Origin of the sequence: Labilibaculum antarcticum (assembly GCF_002356295.1) — a bacterium.
GTDB lineage: Bacteria > Bacteroidota > Bacteroidia > Bacteroidales > Marinifilaceae > Labilibaculum > Labilibaculum antarcticum.
On record NZ_AP018042.1, the window covers coordinates 5,331,435 to 5,352,989 of the forward strand.

At 35.7% G+C, this 21,555-nt stretch carries 16 protein-coding genes; 5 read left to right on the forward strand and 11 right to left on the reverse strand.

The features are described from left to right. The first annotated feature begins 11 nt into the window (after positions 1–11). The 5 genes from ALGA_RS21225 to ALGA_RS21245 all read left to right on the forward strand — a co-directional run bounded on the left by ALGA_RS21225 (position 12) and on the right by ALGA_RS21245 (position 6,308). Entirely contained in the window at positions 12–1,079 is a 1,068-nt protein-coding gene (locus ALGA_RS21225; RefSeq protein ID WP_096432750.1) for a class I SAM-dependent methyltransferase, read from the forward strand. 74 nt (positions 1,080–1,153) lie between these two features. Next, positions 1,154–1,570 carry a 3-hydroxyacyl-ACP dehydratase gene (locus tag ALGA_RS21230; protein ID WP_096432752.1) on the forward strand — a complete coding sequence of 139 codons (417 nt, stop codon included), beginning with the start codon at positions 1,154–1,156 and terminating at the stop codon, positions 1,568–1,570. 1,479 nt (positions 1,571–3,049) lie between these two features. Continuing rightward, positions 3,050–3,568: a hypothetical protein gene (locus ALGA_RS21235; protein WP_096432754.1), complete on the forward strand. Its 519-nt coding sequence runs from the start codon at positions 3,050–3,052 to the stop codon at positions 3,566–3,568. Between the two features lie 485 nt (positions 3,569–4,053). Then, positions 4,054–4,914, forward strand: coding sequence for a phospholipase D-like domain-containing protein (locus ALGA_RS21240; protein WP_096432756.1), 861 nt, complete (start codon positions 4,054–4,056; stop codon positions 4,912–4,914). Between the two features lie 269 nt (positions 4,915–5,183). Continuing rightward, positions 5,184–6,308: a hypothetical protein gene (locus tag ALGA_RS21245; RefSeq protein WP_145957696.1), complete on the forward strand. Its 1,125-nt coding sequence runs from the start codon at positions 5,184–5,186 to the stop codon at positions 6,306–6,308. A gap of 346 nt (positions 6,309–6,654) precedes the next feature. On the opposite strand, the gene ALGA_RS21250 is transcribed toward ALGA_RS21245, so the two are convergent. The 11 genes from ALGA_RS21250 to ALGA_RS21300 all read right to left on the reverse strand — a co-directional run bounded on the left by ALGA_RS21250 (position 6,655) and on the right by ALGA_RS21300 (position 21,456). After that, positions 6,655–7,785 (reverse strand): 1-acyl-sn-glycerol-3-phosphate acyltransferase, encoded by a 1,131-nt coding sequence (locus ALGA_RS21250; protein ID WP_096432760.1) that lies wholly within the window; start codon positions 7,783–7,785, stop codon positions 6,655–6,657. A 50-nt stretch (positions 7,786–7,835) separates the two neighbouring features. After that, positions 7,836–9,125, reverse strand: a complete 1,290-nt coding sequence (locus ALGA_RS21255; RefSeq protein ID WP_096432762.1) for a phenylacetate--CoA ligase family protein — start codon at positions 9,123–9,125, stop codon at positions 7,836–7,838. A 158-nt stretch (positions 9,126–9,283) separates the two neighbouring features. Then, positions 9,284–9,775, reverse strand: coding sequence for a hypothetical protein (locus tag ALGA_RS21260; protein ID WP_096432764.1), 492 nt, complete (start codon positions 9,773–9,775; stop codon positions 9,284–9,286). Positions 9,776–10,192: 417 nt separating this feature from the next. Further along, positions 10,193–11,869: a C45 family peptidase gene (locus ALGA_RS21265; RefSeq protein ID WP_162845509.1), complete on the reverse strand. Its 1,677-nt coding sequence runs from the start codon at positions 11,867–11,869 to the stop codon at positions 10,193–10,195. Positions 11,870–11,879: 10 nt separating this feature from the next. Further along, positions 11,880–13,400, reverse strand: coding sequence for a phytoene desaturase family protein (locus ALGA_RS21270; RefSeq protein WP_096432768.1), 1,521 nt, complete (start codon positions 13,398–13,400; stop codon positions 11,880–11,882). Between the two features lie 58 nt (positions 13,401–13,458). After that, complete coding sequence (locus ALGA_RS21275; protein WP_096432770.1) at positions 13,459–14,949, reverse strand: phytoene desaturase family protein; 1,491 nt, start codon at positions 14,947–14,949, stop codon at positions 13,459–13,461. Beyond that, complete coding sequence (locus ALGA_RS21280; RefSeq protein ID WP_096432772.1) at positions 14,950–18,792, reverse strand: trifunctional MMPL family transporter/lysophospholipid acyltransferase/class I SAM-dependent methyltransferase; 3,843 nt, start codon at positions 18,790–18,792, stop codon at positions 14,950–14,952. A gap of 8 nt (positions 18,793–18,800) precedes the next feature. Beyond that, positions 18,801–19,958 (reverse strand): DUF2062 domain-containing protein, encoded by a 1,158-nt coding sequence (locus ALGA_RS21285; RefSeq protein ID WP_096432774.1) that lies wholly within the window; start codon positions 19,956–19,958, stop codon positions 18,801–18,803. Next, positions 19,945–20,316: a hypothetical protein gene (locus tag ALGA_RS21290; RefSeq protein WP_096432776.1), complete on the reverse strand. Its 372-nt coding sequence runs from the start codon at positions 20,314–20,316 to the stop codon at positions 19,945–19,947. Before ALGA_RS21290 ends, ALGA_RS21285 begins: the two co-directional genes overlap by 14 nt. A gap of 2 nt (positions 20,317–20,318) precedes the next feature. Then, entirely contained in the window at positions 20,319–20,924 is a 606-nt protein-coding gene (locus tag ALGA_RS21295; RefSeq protein ID WP_096432778.1) for a hypothetical protein, read from the reverse strand. After that, positions 20,899–21,456 (reverse strand): outer membrane lipoprotein carrier protein LolA, encoded by a 558-nt coding sequence (locus ALGA_RS21300; RefSeq protein ID WP_162845510.1) that lies wholly within the window; start codon positions 21,454–21,456, stop codon positions 20,899–20,901. The genes ALGA_RS21295 and ALGA_RS21300 overlap by 26 nt, the downstream gene beginning before the upstream one ends. Positions 21,457–21,555: the final 99 nt, after the last annotated feature.

The window sequence follows — 21,555 nt, forward strand, 5'->3', positions numbered from 1 at the left end:
AAGCAAAACATATGAATTTTGGTAACGATAATAAGACTGCTTTACAAGCAAAATTTGATGCTCAAAAGATTGCTTTTGGACCCATCATGTTTCAGGCCGCACGTTCTCTACAAAAAATGGGCATTCTTGAAATCATTAAAAAACAAAGAAATAAGGGGATTCTGATTTCAGAGATAGCCAAACAACTAGACATCGCGGTTTATGGCGTTAAAGTTCTGCTTGAGGCCGGCCTAAGCATGGAAATTGTTCGGGTTGAAGAAAACCGATACTTTCTTACCAAAACCGGTTTCTTTTTATTGAGCGATCCTTTGACTCAGGTGAACATGAACTTTGTGCACGATGTGAATTACGAAGGCTTTTTCGATCTTGACAAATCCATAGAAAATGGAAAGCCTGAGGGTTTAAAGGTATTTGGTGAATGGGCTACGGTATACGAGGGACTTTCACAGTTGCCTGATCAAGTTCAAAAAAGCTGGTTCGAATTTGATCACTACTACTCCGACACTGCTTTTCCGGAAGTATTACCCATCGTTTTTGCGAATAAGCCTAAAAAGCTTCTTGATGTTGGTGGCAATACAGGAAAATGGTCGATTCAATGTGGAAAATACGACGAGGATGTTCAGGTTACCATACTCGATTTACCAGGTCAATTGGAGAAAGCCTATGTAAATATAGAATCGAACAATCTTAGCGATCGTGTTAGGGGTATCCCTCTAAATCTACTCGATCATTCTGTTCCTTTTCCAAAGGGCTTTGATATTGTTTGGATGAGTCAGTTTTTGGACTGTTTCTCACAAAAGGATATCCTGGAATTGCTTCAGAGAGCAAAAAATGCAATTGTAGAAGATGGTTCTGTATATATTCTGGAAACCTATTGGGACAAACAAAAATACGAGGCTTCAACCTATAGTTTGCATGCTACATCTTTATATTTCACGTGCTTGGCAAATGGCTGTTCGCAAATGTATCATTCTGAAGATATGCTAGCCATTATCGACAATGCAGGACTTTATGTTGATGAAGAAATTCATGACATAGGTGTCAGCCATAGCCTTTATAAGTGTAAAATAAAAGCTTAAGTATCAGAGTATGGCTTTTGCAATAACAATCAATAAAGCCATACTCTTCCGTTTTTTTGTCTAAAAATAAAATGATGACATTACCTCATACCACCAATGGCCTAATTCCTCAAAAACATCCTTTTGTTTTGGTGGATCAGATCATTTCAGTCTCCGATAAAATAACCATTTGTCATTTTACGGTTCCCGAAAATCATCCTCTTGTAGATAATGGAAAACTAAGCGAAGGCGGCTTGGTCGAAAACATTGCACAAACAGCAGCTGCAGGCAATGGATATCAGGCTAAGGAATTGGGAATGGAAGTGCCGATAGGATTTATTGCCGGAATTAAAAAGGTAAAAATCATTCGTCTTCCTGATGTGCTTAGCATTCTTAAAACAATTGTTACTCAGGAAAACAGAGTGATGGACTATAATTTAATTAAGGGCGAGGTTTTTCTGAATGATGAATTGATTGCAAGTTGTAACATGAAGATTTATTGTCCTTCATAAAACTTTAATAAATTATCATTACTAATCGGATAAACTTGCCATTATATTCTTTCGTGCTTACAGACTACCATAATAACATCCCTACGGGATTTTTAACAGCTCCAGAGGAGCGAAAATATGGTAGCTGACAGAGAATCAACAACAAAAAGCCCCGTAGGCGGCGATACAATGTAAAAGCAAGTGAAAAGACTAGCAAGAGCCATGGTTATGATTTTTAGGTACAGAGTACCGTGGTATTATTTGTTTTGTCTTTTTTGAAAGCATCACCTTGCAGTCTATTAATTAGGAAGAATTTGACATTGAGTCCGGAGATCGGGACCCGTTTAGTGAAGATAGCGTTAAGAACAAAAAGCTGTTTGAATCGAGATAATTTTGCGGGCCTCATCGATTTCGTTTCACTCAATTGAGCGTAGTGAGATCATGAATACCCGTTAAAATTAGGCATGAATCAAAAATGAAAAGCCCATCTGGCTTGAAGACAAAACCTAAGAAAGCTAAAATTTAAAGTATCGCTTTTGAGAGTTGGTAAAAAAAAAGAATTGTATTTAAGGTCGGTTCATTAGTGAAGCTGCCGACGAAATTTCAAGCGAGATGAGTATTGTAGTGAAGGACACAAGCCCTAAGAATTAGCTGAAAAGTCTAAAGTAAAATCGACCTCAAAAAAATCACCTCTCCCCCTACTCTTCATTGCCGGCAATTTTCAAATTCCAATCTCCCCCTTTCGGGGATAAGCCCAAAAATTCAAAAGTAAAGCCTCCCCACTTGGGGAAAGGCGACTTTTTTCAAATCGGAGCTTTCCCCTGTTCGGGAAAGGTCTCTTTTTTCAAATCGGAGCTTTCCCCTGTTCGGGAAAGGTCTCTTTTTTCAATTTGAAGCTTTCCCCTGTTCGGGAAAGGTCTCTTTTTTCAAATCGAAGCTTTCCCCTGTTCGGGAAAGGCGTCTTTTTTCAAATCGAAGCTTTCCCCTGTTCGGGAAGGGCATTTTTTTTCAATTTGAAGTTTTCCCCAAGCAACGAGATAGCGACCGATCACTAACTAATTATAATCAGCATAAAACACGATCCTATCCTACTTTTTTACACACTCATAATGAACTTTGTAGGGGTTAAAATGGACGCTGCAGCAGTAAAAACGGGCATTTCCAGTCCAAAAATGATTATGTACAGATATTCTTCCGCAATAAATCGCACCTTCTTCTGCTTTTTTCACCTCAACTTATGTAGAGCAGTTCTTTTTTAGTTCTACAAATTGCTTTCTCTAGCTAATTACTACTGTTTAGTTCATTTAATGCTTAGTTTTAATGGCCATTAGAGAAAATTGTTGTTGTTGTTGTTCTGGTTTATTGGAGGGATAGCAATTGTGCGGTAGCAAGGCACAAGACATAGCATAAGACAATGTATTGTGCACCTGCCTACTGGCATATTAAGAATAAGTGCACTGGTGCACATTCTAATAAGTTAGCATTAATTGTTTAAGAACGATGAAGATTAAACTATCAAACTCAGCCACTGATTTGCACAAAATACAAGTTTATGTATTTTATCTAGTTGACCTTGCCATACTTGTTGTTCTTATTGTCAATATAATAGAGGGGAATAGTTTAGTCATCCTACTTGCTTTAATGATCCTTGTTTTATTTTCAACAATTACCTTAATATCGAGAAAATACTCTTCGAGATTATGTGAGGCATATATTGATGATGAATATTTGTATTTAGAAAATGGTAAGCTGACAGACAAAATTGAATTGAGTAATATTAAATATTTGAAGTATCATCCATTTTATATACATCTTATGACTGAAGATATAATTGTTGTTAATTTTCAAAAAGAAACTACACTAGGAAGAAAAATTTATATTTATCCAACAAATCTGAATAAGGAGAAAGAATACAAATCAAATAGACATATTCTGAATTTGATAGCTGAGAAGGCAAATAATTATATTGAGGCAAAAACAACAAATGCTAACAAAAGTAAGCGTTGCGCAAGCAAATAATATTTCTACAAAATAAGATGAGAGCTTTAAAAGTTTGCTGATTAGCGAGCTTTTAAAGCTTCATTTTTTCAGCTTAAAAATCTCGAAGCTTTACATTAATGAAGGAGTAGAATGATGCTAAAGCAAAAGGCTAGGAATATTTTAAATTCAGTTGGCTAAAGCCGAACTGCAATAAATAACACAAACTATTTACTGTTGTAAGTAGAAAATTAGAGTGTTTATTGCACTTGTTTTCAGGCAACAGATAATAGAAATGTAAATGATTGAAATGAAACTAATGCAAAACATCTATTGCAGTTTGGCTTTAGCCAACTGGGGTTGTCAAATTAATAGATAGGCTTTAGCCACATATAATAATTTGCATTTCATATTTTGAAGGTGTTTTCAATTTTATGTATGCTTTAAACCGCTATATTTAAGACTTAATTGAGCAGTTTAATCAGTTTTAGACAGACTGCCGTTACCAACAATTTTAAACTAAATCAATGAAGTTAATAAAGCCGAGTGAAATTTCTAGTAAAATAATGACTTTGCTTGAAGAAAGCGATGAATTCGTTTTATTGGTTTCTCCTTATGTAAAAATATCGAAGTGGTATAAACTATTAAAGAAATTAGAGGCTGCCAAACAAAGAAATATTGATATTGAATTAATAATTAGAGATGATCAGACAAATCATAATTCCTTTAAAGAACTAAACGATTTAGGATTAAAATACTCTTCAATAAAGGACTTGCATTGCAAACTGTATTTAAATGAGAAATATGCGATTGTTTCTTCTATGAATCTGTTATTAAGTTCTGAGATAAATTCAATAGAAATAGGTTATCAAACTGAAAACGAGAAGGAATATAATGAATTAAAGGAGTTTTGTACCAGACATTTATTTTATGAATTTAATAAAACTAAAACATCCGAATCAAAATTTAATGTAGACTGGAGAGACTTTCTGATTCAAACTTTGTCGGAAAAATTGCAAAGAGATGTTCGAATTCAGCATAACGATGAAGGTTTTCAATTAAACACAGGAACAAATAATTATTCTGTATTTATTTATAATTCAAAGCAAAATAAACTAAGAATTTCAGGAATATTATCTGGAAAGGAATTTCAGGAATTAAATACTAATCCAAGTATTCTAATTCCTATTGAAGAATTAAACATTGAATTTCAGCAAGGAAGTAATGGATATTATGACACAATTTGGGGTACATCTGTGAATACTTTAAAATCCCAGAATCTTCATGAAATATTAGGTGGTGAAGAATCTGAAATTGCTAATGCAATAATAAACTTTGTTCTAAGTGTTGACTCTTTTAAAAAATTATATAGAGTCAGTTGTAAATAAAAAAAGCAGTTGGGAACTAAATTTCATGGGCGTTGATGAGCCATTTGAAAGTTTAGTTCAATTATTAAACACCAGCAAGCCCATAAAATAGGGTTTGTTAAAAATATATAGGAAATTTAATAGGCTTGCTTACTTGGCGCATTGATAAGGCAACTGTTTTAATTCGCCGAAGAAACTTGGCAAAACCGCTAGCCACCATTAAGAAAAAAATGAAGAAATTTCAGAAGATACTTGAAGGATTGAAAGACAAAAGTCCAATTCCATTACTCTTGGAAAATGGATATACGCCTTTGACTATCAAAACTGAAATAATTGAAACATTCAAACCGTATTTTAAAAATCATTCTAACCTCGAAAAGTATGCGATAGATTTTCTTGTGCCAGATTGGATAAATTTTTTAAGAATATCAATAATACATACAGGAATTGAAAATGACATCAAAACTGTATTGGATGCATATGACCAAGCAAAGGTGAAGAATTATGAGAGCACAACCGATGTTTTGTCGAAAATGATTCCTTTTCACTTGGAATCGGGGAATAAATATTGGAGTTTTCTTAATCTAGAAGTTAACAAAAAAGGATTAGAAATTTATGAGTTTGCTCAAACTTCAATGAAGGATATTTCAAACATTATTGAAGGTATTTCAAAATCAGTTTATGTCGAAAATGTCTTAATCAATAAAATTAGACGAGGTAAACTGATTGATGTTGAAAAAACAATGTCGAATAAACTTGGGAATTTAATCCAAGATTTGATTGACAACTCTGATTATGGCTCAATTTTCATCGTGCCGAAAGAGAATATCAAACTATCTGATTGGAGAAATATTGGTGCACATCATACCTATTCAATTATTGATGATAGAATCCGTTGTGAGTCAGGCGAAGGAATAAGAAAAGTCACTTTTGATATAGACAGAAATGAGCTATTTGAAAGAATAAATTACTGTATGAGGACTACAGAAATTCTAAATATGGCACATAAAATATTTGGATTCGATAACCTTCCAGAAATAAGTAAACGAATTGATAAAGACAAAAGAAATGCAAGACCTGAAATTGGATTTCTAATGTTTTCCTCAGCTTTAATGAGTCAAGGGTTTGAAATTCAGAATGTCAATTATGATTCAGCCAATGCATCATTAGAGCTATTCGACTTAACGCAAGGTGACCCAAAAGATAGAGGGATTCATTCTTCACAATTGCTTAATCGGCTTTGGCTACTTACGAACAGCAAATCACTTGAAATTAAATATTTTAGAAATAATGGTGAATTGTATCTAACATCAAGTATAGGAAGTGAAATTTTTGAGCAAATCGAAAAAGATGACACGAAAGGAACTAGCTATTTCGCAGAGAATGTAAACTTCAAATTAAAAAACGGTGGCTAATGGCTATATGACAAGCCTCCTAACGTCGGCCTACACATAGCCGAACCGTTAATAATCAAAAACTTAAAAAATGAAAAAAATATTTAAGGATTATAAATCCATTTCTAAGCCAATGCAAATAGTCATTGGTATAATGATTGTTTTTTCTATTATTGTTTTAGTTAAAAGTGGATATCTATTTGGTGTTTGGTTAAAGACAATAATATAGCTTGATTTTGTGATTATTTAAAATTAGCCTAGCGGAAAACCTCTCACACCACCGAAAAAACTTAATTTAAAATAGGGCACAAAAAAAAAGGATAAACTTCCCAGAGTTTCTCCTTTTTTAATGCAATCTATTTAGATTTTATTGCTTAATCGGATTGGCATATAGACTGAGAAAAGCTGTTTTGAATTCGTCGGCATCCAAATCAAGCTTGGCGGCACAACTCGTCATATGCGCAACAAAGCGGTCTTTCTCTTTAAGCGTGTACTCCGAAGCATATTGCTGGCCATCGTTCAACATGTCGTGAGCTATATAATTAGTAGGCCAAAGCTGATAGTTGCTATAAATCTGTCTGTCGATTTCACCAGCAACTACTTTTAGAATTTCTTTTTTATCAATATCATCAGGCAATGCATCTATAAAGGGAGATAAAGATGTACCCATTACCAGTTTTGTGCGGCCTTTAGATACTCTGATTCCTTCAACAACACTATTAAAATCTTCACCCTTTTTCTTGATATACTTTCCTCTTTTCTTTTCACAAAGCTCATAAACCTTTAAATAATCGCAAGGTTCAAACTCATACGAAATTGCTAAGGGAACAATGTTCAGGTCTTTTAAACGATCTTTATAACTCCCCTCGCCGCTCATGCTAAACATTCTCAGTAAACCTTCCTGGGTTTTATCCAATCCATTCTTGGTACGTCCGGGTCGCTGTGCAATCCACACCGATTCCTTTTTACTTCGAATTACGTAGCGCATGTATGCCGATAGCTCTTGAGAATTTCGCAAAGCCTCTCTCCCATCCGCATCGCGAATTACGGTAAACATCTTGTTTATCTTCCCAAAATCGATGATGAAATCTGAAGACATCAAGTTATCCCCAAAGGTTATTTGAGTTGTATTCATATCATTGGTGACCAAGCTATGCTGTAATAATGCCGCATCCATCACAATATCGCGATGATTGGCCACATATAAATAAGCTTCATTTTTATCCAGATTTTTGATTCCCTCGCAAGAGAATTCATCCATACTGAATTTGATTACTGTTTTTACAGCATCATTCATGACTCTCTTTTGAAAATCGTATGAACCTGTAACTGATAAGAATAAATTGGTAAGTGCAGACTGATCAAGATTAGGAAATACATGCTTAAAAACCGGATAAAACTCATCGTACTCAACCATTCTTTTTAAAGCATCAACGGCTTCCGAATCGTTATAGCATCTAATTCTATCAAAAGTATTTTCCTTGGTCTGATTTGTCATATATGTTGTAATCTATGCGGTGAATATTCGTTTTCTTCCCTTCCAGATCGCTATCGCTTATCGATAAATGTGATTGGTTTTCGACTCAAATTCGGGAATTGCATTTTTTGAATTTCAATAATATCTAAAAACTCCACAAAGGGAGCTACTCGTATCTTGGCTCTAAAATGATCTTTAATTAATTTTTCAAGCTCTTTCGATGGAGATTCGACGCCTAATTTCAGCAAAATATTATCGGTTCCAATACTATTTGTCGAAACTTCTACCACATAATTTTCCACCAGCTTAATATCATTCAATATATCGTATAGGGCTGGCGGGTAAAGGGTGGTTCCTTTAAATTTGATCATCTGTTTTTTTCTACCGATTACCGGCCCCAAACGCATGCTTGTTCTTCCGCATTCACATGCATCGGTGTAATGATGACAAATATCTCCTGTTTTAAAGCGAAGCAGCGGCATTCCTTCAACACCCAAATTCGTGATGGTCACCTCTCCGGCTTCCCCTTCTTTAACAGGCTGATCATTCTCATCTAAAAACTCAACAATGATCATTTCGGGATGATGATGTCCTCCTTTTCCATACTCACACTCGGTAAAAGCCGTTCCCATTTCGGTTGAAGCGTAAGTAGAATACAATTCAATATCCCACTTCTCTTTTATTCGTGCGCCCAGTTTGTTTAATGAGAAATCGTTATTACGGATGGCTTCACCAATACAAATGGCTTTTTTGATCGACGTTTTATTGAGATCGATATTGTTTGTTTCGGCAAATTCGATCAGCTTAATCAAAAATGAGGGTACGGTTACAATACTTGTGGGTTGAATGCGCTGAATGCTGTCAAATTGCAGTTCAGGATTTCCTGGGCCGACACGAACAACACCCGCTCCCATTTTCCGAATGCCCAAAAAGTAAGCCATTCCGGCCATAAATCGTCTGTCCATGGTCACCATCAACTGATAGATATCAGCCGAAGATCCTCCCGCACATAAAAAGGATATGTATTCGTTATAAGCCAATCGATCCAAATCCAAATCGGTCATGGTAAATGTAACCGGATCGCCTAAAGTACCTGATGTTGTAATGTAATCAATCACCTTGCCTTTGTCTACACATAAAAAATCCATATTGTGTTCCTGCAACATCTCCTTTGTAGTCACAGGAATTGTGGCGAAATCAGCCATGGTTTTTATGCTCTCCGTTTTAATATTATTCTCTTTAAAAAATCTGGAATAAAAAGGAGAGTTTTCAGTTAAGTAATCAAACAGTTCAGGCAAACGACCTTCCTGATAGTTCACGATCTCTTCCTGACTGGCTTTTTCTATTTCGGGTATAAACATGGTTTATTTTTGTATTCGAACAAGTTTAAAATTCTCATACCTAAAAATAGAATGAGACAATAAAGTGTTCTTTTTTAGTAAGGATATTAATTAGAAATAAAAAAGGATAAAATATTAGTTCTGATAGTGAACCAGAATCGATGTCTATCTCCTATTTATTAACGAAACAGGGGCTTAATCCTCTTCTTTACAAGTTTCTTTATAACGGCTCTTTTTGAATTAAAATCCATCGACATCATTGAATTTACTTCTTTTGTAGTCTTCATAATATTTCCATTTTCAGGATTTAGGAATTCTACATATCCAAAAACATCTCCCACACCAACGAACCTATATGTGAAATTCAAAATAAAATCAGCTTCCTCTTTATCGTCAGTAATAATCCAATATCCCCAACTTGCAAGAGCCTTAGTTGCATGAATAGTCCCGTTCTTATCCGTTGATTCAATAAAAACTTTATTCTCCGCCTTTGTTAATTGTGAGAAATCATCAGTTTCAATGGCCTTATTTAATCCTTTTGAGTCACAAGACCACTCATAAGCAATCACTTCTGTCGGTATTTTTTCACCTCGTATTGTCTTTATTGTATCCAATGCATATGTAGCTGAAGAAGATAAAATAATGGCGATAATTAAAACTGTTTTATTCATATGTTTATTATTTGTTTTTTAGTTGCTATATGGTCCCGAAAGCTTTCGGGATTAACATGGTGGGATAATCATCTCCCTGTGTATATAAATTACTTTGGCATGGACGTTTCAAAAAATATAATATTTTCATTACTAACCGGATACATTTGCCATTATATTATTTCCTTTCGTGCTTACAGCACTTCTTATTTTGATATTAATTGACTACTACCATAATAACATCCCTACGGGATTCTGAACAGCTCCAGAGGAGCGAGAATATGGTAGCTTACAGACAATCAACGAAAAGAGCCCCGTAGGTGGCGATATCGTGTAAAACCAAGTAAAAAGAATTCTTTTGCGATGCATGCTCATTATTTAGTCGGACAGTAGAGTCATATTTTAAATAGTAGATCTAAGTTTTGTTATGCTTCTAATTTATTTTTCCTTGAGCATGAGCTCATCTGATTCCTTACTTAATTTCGATAGTTCTTCGTATTCTGACTCCTGCGGAATTTCTAATTGCAGAGCCTTTTCGAAATGTATTTTTGCTACAGCAAATTCTCCCTTTTCAAAATAATACTTACCAACCAATAAGTGAGGGTAATAAAATGCCTCATTTAAAGCAATAAAAGCATCCAATTCCTCTTTGGGAAAATCTCTTTCTTCCTCTATTCCTTTCTGAACTTTCAGCAGTTCGGCTTTGTATTTCAAAAAGTTAGCGTACTCCTCGTTTTGCAAGATTGCATCCGCTTCAATTACATCATCAGATAGATACAAGTTTTTAGAACGATAAGCTTGAGGGTCGGCAAAAATCTCATCCAAATCGTAAGCCACAAAAGCGCCCAACTGAAAGGGTGCTGCAGAGATCCAAACTTTTTTCTCTTCAGGTTTAAAAATAATTCCATGATGAGCAATCAACTGATTGATTGCTTTTTCGTTTCCCAATCCAATATTCGCCCCTTTTGTTCCTTTTCGATCGCGAAGTAAATCAGCGACTTGTTGTACTGAGAATTTACCCGTACTATCAATTAAATTTTCAACACGATTCAGTCGGTAGTGAGAGGCATCTACAAAATTGGATGGACTGTCTTCACGATTCAACAGCATACTTGAATCAAGAAAATGATTTGTAACGGCCAAATAGTTTTCTTTTGGATGTAAAAGAGCAATTTTATCCGGCGTTTTTTCGATCAATGCAAATTTATTCTCTTTGCCCGACCCGATTAGGAATGATTCTGAAACAAATGTTTCGTATTGCTGAGCAATTGCATAGGCCTCATCGATGGTGGAAGCATATTGCAGAATTTTTCGGGCCAGAATAGAAACTGGTGTTTTACTACTACTCGGTATTCCGGTAGGCTCAGCATTTAAGGTAATGCTTAAACCTTCCAAATTCATTCCTGAAACAACTCCAATCATCCCTCCCCAGGTAACCGACATGAATGGATAACCATCATCGGGTTTCATGAAAGCAATGATCTTATTTTCTGAGAACTTATCTCCCGCATAAAAGTCAAAATTACGACCGATCAGTACACTTGAATCAGCGCTGTAATCATTTGTAAGGCCAAAAGAAGTGCAACCAACCAAACACATGCTTTGCAGTGCATGGCCCATATCGTGGGCTCCATGATAGGACATGATTCTTTGAAAAGGGGGTGCTATAAAATTAAATTCATCGGATGCAGATTTGGAAATACCTGCTACTTCCAACTGATACTCTTTGGGAATGTAGTTTAGTAAATCGCGGTTAAACCAACCCAAAAAGACACGAAGAAACTGAAGATAGAATCTTGAAGGCACCAATTTGTCAAGTTGGGCAACAAAAGCTTCCTCCTGATACTGAACCAAATTTTTACTTAATTGTCCATTCTTAAACCCCATGGTATAAGGATCGCCCTGTACGAACAATTCCCATAAACCATATTCGTTTAACTTCATCCAGCTGTCTCCACAAACCAACAAGGAGTCATTTATCCTATGCACAGGCAAATCCTGATCGCTTACCCGAATGTGCTCTGGCTCTTCCATTTTTGTTACCGTAAAAAGGTAAATTAAAAATGCAGCAAGCAGTATGATTACAGCCAATAACAGTTTTGTTCTTTTTCTCATCAATTTTATTTTATATCGTATATTCTTCAGGATAACAAGAATTAATTTCTTGAAGAATGGCATTAATATCTATAAGTTGTCCGCAGGTTAGCAAGGCCCCGCAAAGCACTCCGGTAATGCCATGCAAATTCACACTCTGCCCGGTTAAAAGTAAATTTGATATTTTGGTGCGCGATGGTAAGTAGGATTCAATTGGATTGTTACAATCCCTTACAATCCCATACATACTGCCTTCCTTGGTGCCCGTGTAATCTTTAAAACTTAACGGACTGGATGTATAGCTTGCGTCAATAGCATCTATAATATCTGGAAACACCTCCGATACACAAGCCATCACTTCTCTTTCTTTTTCTGATTTAAAGGCCAAATATTCTTCCCCCCGACATTCAATCTTAGTGCCCTCCCATTTCTTTACTTCCTCATATTTCATATAAGTTATAATTGTTAGGCTCTCGGCATATTCGGGATTGTTTTTATCAGCAGCAAAATAAAGCATCAAACCTTGTGGCCAATCCCCTTTGTCATAATTATCAACACCCCAAACATTATTTGTTTTGTAGTAATAATAATTTTTATTCAAATAAGGGATATGATTTTTTTTCAAGACAATATACACGCTAAATGCGGATATGGTATTTTTCAGATTGGTCAATCTTGACTTGTATGATTTTCTGATTTTTTCATCGGGGACCAAATCCATTGTGATTGAAGGATGCATGTTTGAAATAAAATGCTTTGCTTCAAATAGATCTCCGTTCTGGGTTTCCACGGCCGACATGAGCTTTCCCTCAAAATGAAATTTCACAACTTCAGCTTTAGTGAAGACCTTACCTCCCATTCCCTGAATGGAGTCAACGAGAGCATCGGAAATTTGATCTCCACCTTCGGTTAAGCGCCAGGCACTGGTTATAAAAAAGTGATTAACCAATGCATGCACATAAAGTGGTGTAGTATGTTCACCACCACCATATAAAGGATTCAATGCTGCCAGCACAGATCTCAGTTCAAAATTTTCGGTCAGCGAAGCAATAAAATCAGAAGTGCTCTGCCCATAATACGACATATTGGATGTATCCATCAAATCTACTTCACGCAAATTGAAGATATCAGAACCTTCCCCAAGCGTTCTTATTTTATCTGCATAGGCCAAAATAGCAATCTCCTCGTCGGGAAAATCACGAAGTAAGCTTTGGGTAAACTTTTCGTAGCCCATGGCATAATTGTATTCCCGCCCGGCAATATTAATCACATCAAAGGCATCCTCGTCTAATCTACGGGCATCTACCTTTCCCAGTAAATCAAGATAATTGAAAAACTTGTGCAAGACCTCTCCTTCTCCTAAACTACCTACGTAATGCATGCCTGTGTCGAACTTACAACCCTTGCGATTGAAGGTTTGTAAGTTACCGCCCGTTTTAAAATGCTTTTCAAGCACACAAACTTTATAAGCGAATTTTCCCAGGATATATGCACAGGCCAGTCCTCCCAGTCCGCTTCCAACAATTACAATATCGTATTTTTCTTTAGCCATATTTTATTTTCTGAAACTACTATTACTACCGACTTGTTTTGATTTCAAAATGGTATCATTAGTAGTTTCTAATCTTATTAATTAAATAATCATTGCCCAGTAATTCCTGACAGGTCATTACCGCACCAATTGTAACCCCTAAAATGCCATGCATATTTAAATTCTGACCGGTAAATAAAAGGTTGTTCACCCTCGATTTTGGGCTAAGCAATGACAGCATTGGATTCTCTGCATTCTTCTTAATTCCGTAGGCCGAACCATTAGGAGTACCTGTGTAATCACGATAAGACAAAGGGGTTGAGGAATATACTGACTTAATATGCTCTCGAATACCAGGAAACCTTTTCTCCACTGCTTTTAGCAAGATCTCTGATTTCTGATCTTTAAAATCATGATAGGACTGAGGTCTTGATTCTCTCCTTGTGTTCTGCCATTGACTGATCTCACTAAACTTCATGTAACTAATCACGGTTAAACCATTGGCATATTTTCCGCCCTTCGAGTTTGCAGGAGAATAGAGCATAAAATGCTCCGGCCAATTTTCTGCAGTATATTGAGTTCCCCAAACATTCGAATTTGGGAAATGATGGTGATTGTAATTGAACTGATCTAAACTGTCCTTTTTAAGTACCAGATAGAGACTAAACATTCCCACTGAATTTTCCAGGGAAAGAATCCGGTTTCGATACACTTTCCGAAGCATATTTTCAGAAAGAAGCTTTATTGTAGAGGCTGGGTGAGCATTTGAAATGACTTGTTTTGCATTTAAATACTCTCCATTTTCTAATTGGACTCTGTGAATTGTATTCTTCTCGCCTTCCAATGCAACTACACGAGCCTCTGTTCTAATTACACCTCCATTTGCTTTGATCCCCTTTGCCAATAAGAGAGCCAACTGAGAACTTCCATTCACCAATCTCCATGCTGATTTTACAAATGAATAATTGATTAAAGAATGAATATACATGGGTGTTTGTCCTTCAACACCGGCATACAAGGAATTCATTCCGGCCAAGATTTTTTGAAGTTTACCATCCGGAGTACTCCTTCTTAAAAATTCGGAAACACTTTGTTGCTTGCCTAGGCTTTGTAAGGAATAATTATCTGATTCTAAATTGTAATAGGGAAAGGCATTGCATACTTCGCCCATTTCAGTGAAGTATTTTTGCAGATTGGCTCTCTCTTTGGGAAAAAACGCACTCATTCGCTCAATAAAATTCTCATGCCCCTGAGCAAATGGATATTCAATTCCATCCTCTCCCAATGAAATTTTATCAAAAGCATCTACATCCAATCGCTGGATGTTTAAATCATCCATCAAACCCAGAAAATTAAAGTATCGATACAATACTTCGCCTTCACTCAAACTTTCGGTATAATTAAGGCCTGTATTAAAAAGAACACCTTCCTTGGCAAACGACTGAAGGGTTCCACCAATTCGTTTGTCCATCTCCAATACACAAACCTTCATTCCTTCTTTCGAAAGAATGTTGGCACAGATTAAACCGCCTAAGCCACTACCAATTATTATAACATCGAATTCCCCCACTTATATCCCAGTCTTCCTTTTTAGTTTGTAAATGATATTTGAAGTATACCTGGATTGATCAAAAATTTCAAATTCGAATCCATTTTCACCAGCAATTTTCTCTATTCTTGTTCCCGAAAAGAAGAATAAGTTCTTGTATTTTGTTTTGTTAAAATGCAATAATTTTGTTGAGAAGAGCTCTGTTAGTTTTGTTCCTTTCGTGCGCTTCTCCAAATCGGTGTCTGCATCACGAATAATAATCTGTCCTCCGGGCTTAAGATTCTGCATGCACTTTTTGATACAAACCGATTGCAGCGATTCTGGCATATAGTGCAGTACATCATTTAAAATATAGGCATCCGCTTTTGGCGGATCAACTTTTGAGATGTCACAAATCTCAAATTGCAATCCTTCGATTTTAGCATGAGCCTGCGCTGCCAGTTTAATTTTTTTCTCGTCATAATCCAATGCATAAATTTCACGCTTTGGAGAAACAAACTTAAGCATGGCTGCTAAAAATCCATATCCACAACCAATATCACAAACAACAGCCTCTCTGGGGATTGTTTTGTCAAAAAAATTATAATTGTGTTCCAGTCTCATCTTCACACGTAAATACCATTCTAATACCGGGCCTTTGTAGATATAGGCTTGAACCAATTTATTGGCAAAATAATCAGGAGTCTCAAGCTCTTGTCTCATTCTATCAAATTCTGATCGGAAAAAAGAACACAATTGTTTGCTTCGCTGAACGTAGGTTATTGTTTTAGAAAACTCCTCTTTCTTTATCAAATCAAAAAATTGCAGTGTAATCTGACCATTTTTAAGGAAGAATTCATTTCGATCCATGCAATGATTTGCACCATGAATTAGAACGGGCAATACATCAAGTGATAATTTCTCAGCCAAAAATGCAGCTCCGTTATGAAATCGAGCTATTTCACCATCTCTTGTTCTGCGTCCTTCGGGAAATATAAGTACCGAGTAGCCATTGTCAACACATTTCTGAAGAGGTTCAACAACCTCCTCCATTCCTTTGCTTGTTGGATGAAAATCAAGAAATTTCACAATAAACCCATAGAAGGGATTGTTCCAAACCCAATTATTCGTAATCACTACAATTTTTGGATGTAACATGAAAAGCAAAACCAAATCGAGATGAGATTGATGGTTGCTAACAATTAATTTAGGAGTGCTTAGGTCGAATTTTTCGCGATTGATAAACCTCTTTTTAATTCCAAAGATGCTGTAGACTATAAATTTACTGCAGAACTGAACCAAAGAATGAAAAATATACTTCTTCGTTTTCATTCGAATGGGCAAAATCAGTAAAACAGGTATCAGTGATGTTAATGCTAAACATCCGGTTACAAATTGGATCAATGCGAATACCGAAGAAAACAAATTGGAGATAATTACCGGGCTGGTTCGCTCTTTACCATTCGTAAAATACAAAAAGCGATAACAAAGAGGTAATAAGGTAAAACTCAGAAACAGAATGGATCCGATTCCGATAATTGATAAGGCGGCAATGGATTGTAGAGCAGGATGCTTGGCAAATATCAAGACTCCGATGCCCGCAAAAGTCGTTATTGCTGATAATAAAATGGAAAGCTTAGCGGATTTAAGTTCATTAGTACCATATTTTCGGTTTTCGATGAGTGCGTTTAGAATAAAAACGGCGTAATCAACACCTAATCCAAAAATAAAGGTTGAAATAATGATGTTAAAGATATTGAATTCGATGCCAAACAGCCCCATCAAACCAAGTGTCCACAGCCAGCTAAGTAAAAGAGGAATCATGGCAATTATTGCCAGCTCGAACCGACCGTAAGAAATTAAAAGCACAAAGAATACTGCAAATAACGATATCCATACCAATCGGCTAAAATCATCTTTTAAGGTATCCACCAGATGGTTCGAAAAATATTGTTTGTCCCAAAGCACCGCATCATTGTCTGTTTCAATGGTTGAATACAAGCTTTTTTTATCTTTCTGATCCACCCGAAGGGTATTTAAAAGATAGACTTTATCCTTCTTTTTCTTAAGCAGGGATGAGAACAATCCATCAATAATGAATTCCTGATCGCTTTCTGACAGGTAGGTATACTCTTTTGCCAATATGTTCTCGAAAGAAGAAAAAGCTTCTGGTTTAAAATGATTTTGAGCACCGGCTTCCTTTACTAACCGAATACTATTCTTCTTTGTATTCTCTGTCCAAAAAGAATTCCAACGATCTAATCTTATCTGTTGTTCTTTCTTTGATTTTAAAATAGAACCGGGACTTGAAATATTACGAATAACTCCTTGAGTTTGTAAAGAATCTATTACGGCAGTATATGTCTCAAATTTAGTTAAGGCAGCATCGACCGACTCCCCTCCAACAACAAAGAAAACTGAACGAAAAGCGACAGAACTAATCTCCTTTAATTTCTGTTCTGTATTTTTCAAATACTCAGTTTGGTAGTTCAAAGCATTCAAATCGGTATTAAAAACAACCCGACTAGATGTAAATATAGAAGCTATTGTACAAGCAAGGATAATCCATTTCGTCAACTTAAACTTGTCAAATTCTATTGCTGTAATTTTATCTAAGAATGGAATCTCATTTACTTTTTTGGCTGTCGATTCAGACTCTAAAAACTGAGGTGTTATGATGAGCACAAATAGTACAGCACTAATTATGCTAAGGGCGGCAAAGACTCCAAGCTCCTGTAGTGCTGGCGAATCAACAAAATACAAACACAAAAATGCAATGGAAGTGGTGACACCACTAATCAATAAAGGTTGTGACAATGTATCTAAAAGTCCTTTTACCGATCGTTTAGATCTGAAATTAACGTATGCATGAAGGGTATAATCTATGGTTATTCCCATTAAAATAGATCCAACACCTAAGGCAATTGCTGATATGGATCCTTTCACCCAGTAAAAGCACCCCAAACTAACAGAAATGCCAAAAACAACAGGCAAAAACACGAGTATGAAAATCCGCCATGAGCGAAACAACAGACTAATTAGTAAAATTAAAAGAACCAAAGCCAAACTAACAGTCAGTAGTATATCTCTCTTTATTTGAATTGCATTACAAACTGCAACAACCGGAGCGCCATAATAATCTAAAGTGCAAATTGCATTGTCGACTTCGGTTTTGGCTCGAGCAATGTTCTCAACCAAAAGGGCATTGTTTCCTGTATCAGAAGAAGCAAAAGCCGACTCCATGAAAAAGAACAAATGATAACCATTATCAGAAAACAAATAGTTTTGGTACAGTTTATATGCATCGCCTAGTTGCAAACGCTTTAGCTTCTCCAAAACCAATGGCGTAAAATGAAGCGGATCATTTAAAATATAGGAGCGCATTCCAATGCCGGCAGGTGTCATTAAAGCTTTAAAATTCCCTTCAATCGTATTTTTAATAGATGACTCATCAATGCGTTTGGCAATGACTTCATAATCTTCCTTTTCCAAGAAGAGAGGAAGGTTTCTATAAAAAACATCATAGGCTTGACTCACTTTGTCTTTCCCAAGGCCTAAGCTCATCTTTTTAATTAAAGAGTCAGCTGGATTCATTGATTCAACAAATCGAGTAGCAGTAACAATTAAGGAATCGTAATTGGGTGCTAAAAGGGTGTCTTTTTGGGAAACTATTAAAACGATTTTATTTGAGAAATCGATGTTCTCCATTAGTTGGTTGACGACCTTCGTTTCCCCACTACTCATCAGCACCTTAGAAATATCCTCTTCGAAATGAATTTTTGAGGTACCAAGCCACAAAAAAGCCAGCAATACTGCAACAGCAATAGAACTAACAATACGAAAGCGCTTAATAAATAAGAATATACTCCAAAAGAAAGTTCCCATCAAATCTTCTATTTTCTTCGTAAGATTAACAACAATAAATATGAAAAACTCCCACTAAAAATACCTGCAACACTAGCTAATACCATACTACCAATGGCATATTGCAACAAGTTATTGGTGATTGAATCAAGACCAAAACCATCCGAAAAACTTAAATTAGCCATGGGAATCCCCATAATTAATGCTCCGGTTGCTATGCTCCCGAAAATAATGAATGGAATCATGGGTGGAATGCTAATATTCGCGGCAACAATTACGAAGGGTTTATGCAATTTTAATAAGTATGCCAAGGCCAGCGCAACAATCATCTGATACCCCCAAATAGGTACAATTCCCATAAAAACACCAAAACCTATTGATGTTGCTAACTTGAAATTGTTTTCACCTTTAATGTCCAAAAAAGCTTTTATATTTTTCCACGTCAGGTTCTTGAAAAAATCACGTGGCTTGATATAAGCAAAAGCGATGAAGCATAAAATTGTGGTTAAAACACCGATTCTAAAAAAATCTTTAAATGGTCGGAAATGAGTAACTCGATCCTCTCCCTGATCATATATAATTTGTATCGGTTCCGAAATAATAGGTATACCACTCCATGATGCTCGTACGGGAACCTCTATTTCGTATTCGAACTTTGTACAGTAAAAAGTAATTTCCGCAAGTTTTTTTATTGGGTAAACCCGATAGCCGGATTGAGTATCCGGAAGTCTTACACCAGTTTCGACCAGGAACCAAAAATTCGAAAAACGATTCCCAAAACTGCTTCCTTCAGGAACATCTTTCTGGCTCATATTTCGAGCTCCTATAATTAATGAATTAGGTTCCTCTTTCAATCGTTGAATCAACTTTGGAAGATCCTCGGGAAAATGCTGCCCATCAGAATCTATGGTGATTGCATATTCGTAACCCAATTCCAATGCTCTTTTGAATCCATTTCGCAAAGCACATCCTTTTCCTTTGTTCTTACTATGCGTTACAATTTCAAGCGATGATTGATAGCTTTTCAGAATGGAATCCGTTGAATCGGTCGCTCCATCGTTTACAACAATTACATTACTTGTATGCAGTAATACCCTATCGATTACATCAGCAATTGTCCGTTCGTTATTATAACTTGGAATAATTACGCAAACTTTTAGGTCTTTAAACAACTTATTCACTGACATTCGCATTCCCTTTTAGTTTAAAATAAACGGTGCTTTCACCATAAATTTTTGCATTTATTTTGTAAACATCTTCAGTCATTTTATGCGCAATATCCACAAAAACAAGTTCAGATTCTTTAGGCTCCCACATACTAATGAATTTCATATCGGAAATTGAATTGAAAAACAAATCCTGACTTAAATGATCACTAAGAATTTCTTTTACCATCTCCATTTGACAAACCCCTGGAGTGATTGGATTTCCGGGAAAGTGTCCCTCAAAAATCTCATGGCCAGCATTAATACTCACCTTAAACTTTAAAGTAGAAGGCAATTCACTCTCTACCTGTTCGTATGTATATAATTTATTTAGCAACATAACTACTTAATTCTTTTAAGCTCCATTTTCAACTTTATTGGCCAGTGTTGTATTTGAATGGAATTTGAAACACCTTTTTCCTGCTCATTAAATTCAATATGTATTCGATTAAAAAATCCTTTAGAATCGATTTTCTGCATCAGTGTATTCTCGTAAAAATAGAAATCCCTACTCTCCTTTTTTTGATACTTTAAGATTGCCTTCTCTTCATCTTTAAATCGTAAACCTTCTTGTTTCGGAGCTTTTACAAGCAAAAGAAAATCTTGATGCATCAACTTAAACAAACTCTTTTTCCGAATTGGCTCCATACAATAATTCAGATCATAACTATCTGACGTAAAGCTCATGTCGAATAAAGTCATTCCAACCTCCGACATTAAAAGCATGCGGTATTGATCAATGCCATCTTGTTTCAAAGCAAAAATTCCCGAAAAATAATGCTTATAAACACTAATACTTCCCCGAAAAACAGCTTCATTCAATCCCTCCTTAAACAGTGGAGTTCTCTCTTCAACCCTCTTGCTATTTGATAATTTAGAGGCTGTTCTATTTGTACTGCATGAAAAACAAATTAAGCAGGAACTAATTAGGACTAAAAGTACTCTCATCAATTATCGTGTTAAATTCTCTATTCTCGAACCTGATATCAGTAAAATCACCAGTAGATTCAATCATTTTAATACTGCTAACGGCCAAATCTGTTTTTTCGAACCGAATCTCAACACCAGAAACGTAAGCTTTCAAAGCTTCATTCTGCGGATTAAGAGTTAAAAGGTATTGCTTGGCAGATTCCTTTAAACTCATTTCAAAATCTTTATTTTTACCCAAATCACCTTTGATAGCTCCTAACATCAAATCGTTTATTTGCTTAAATACGGCATTGGAATTTGCATCAAATTGATTCGTTTTATTTTTGTCTTTAATGATGATTTTATCGCCATTAAATAAAATTAGATACTCAAATGGTTGAGTATATTCCCATCGAAGCATATTCTCCTTTTTAAAACGAAAAAGTCCCTCTGAGACAATTGTTTCGGTCATAAAACTCAAATGCTTTTCTTGTACAAATCGACTTTTAATGGTTTCAATAGACGAAGCCACTTTATTAATCTCTATTTGCACAGCCTCTATATCTTTCACAGAAGTGAAATTTTGAGCCTTTGCTTCTGACGTTGTTATGCAAAAGATAAAACCAAAACACAATAAAGCTTTTAAACATATATTATTCATACAATCTGT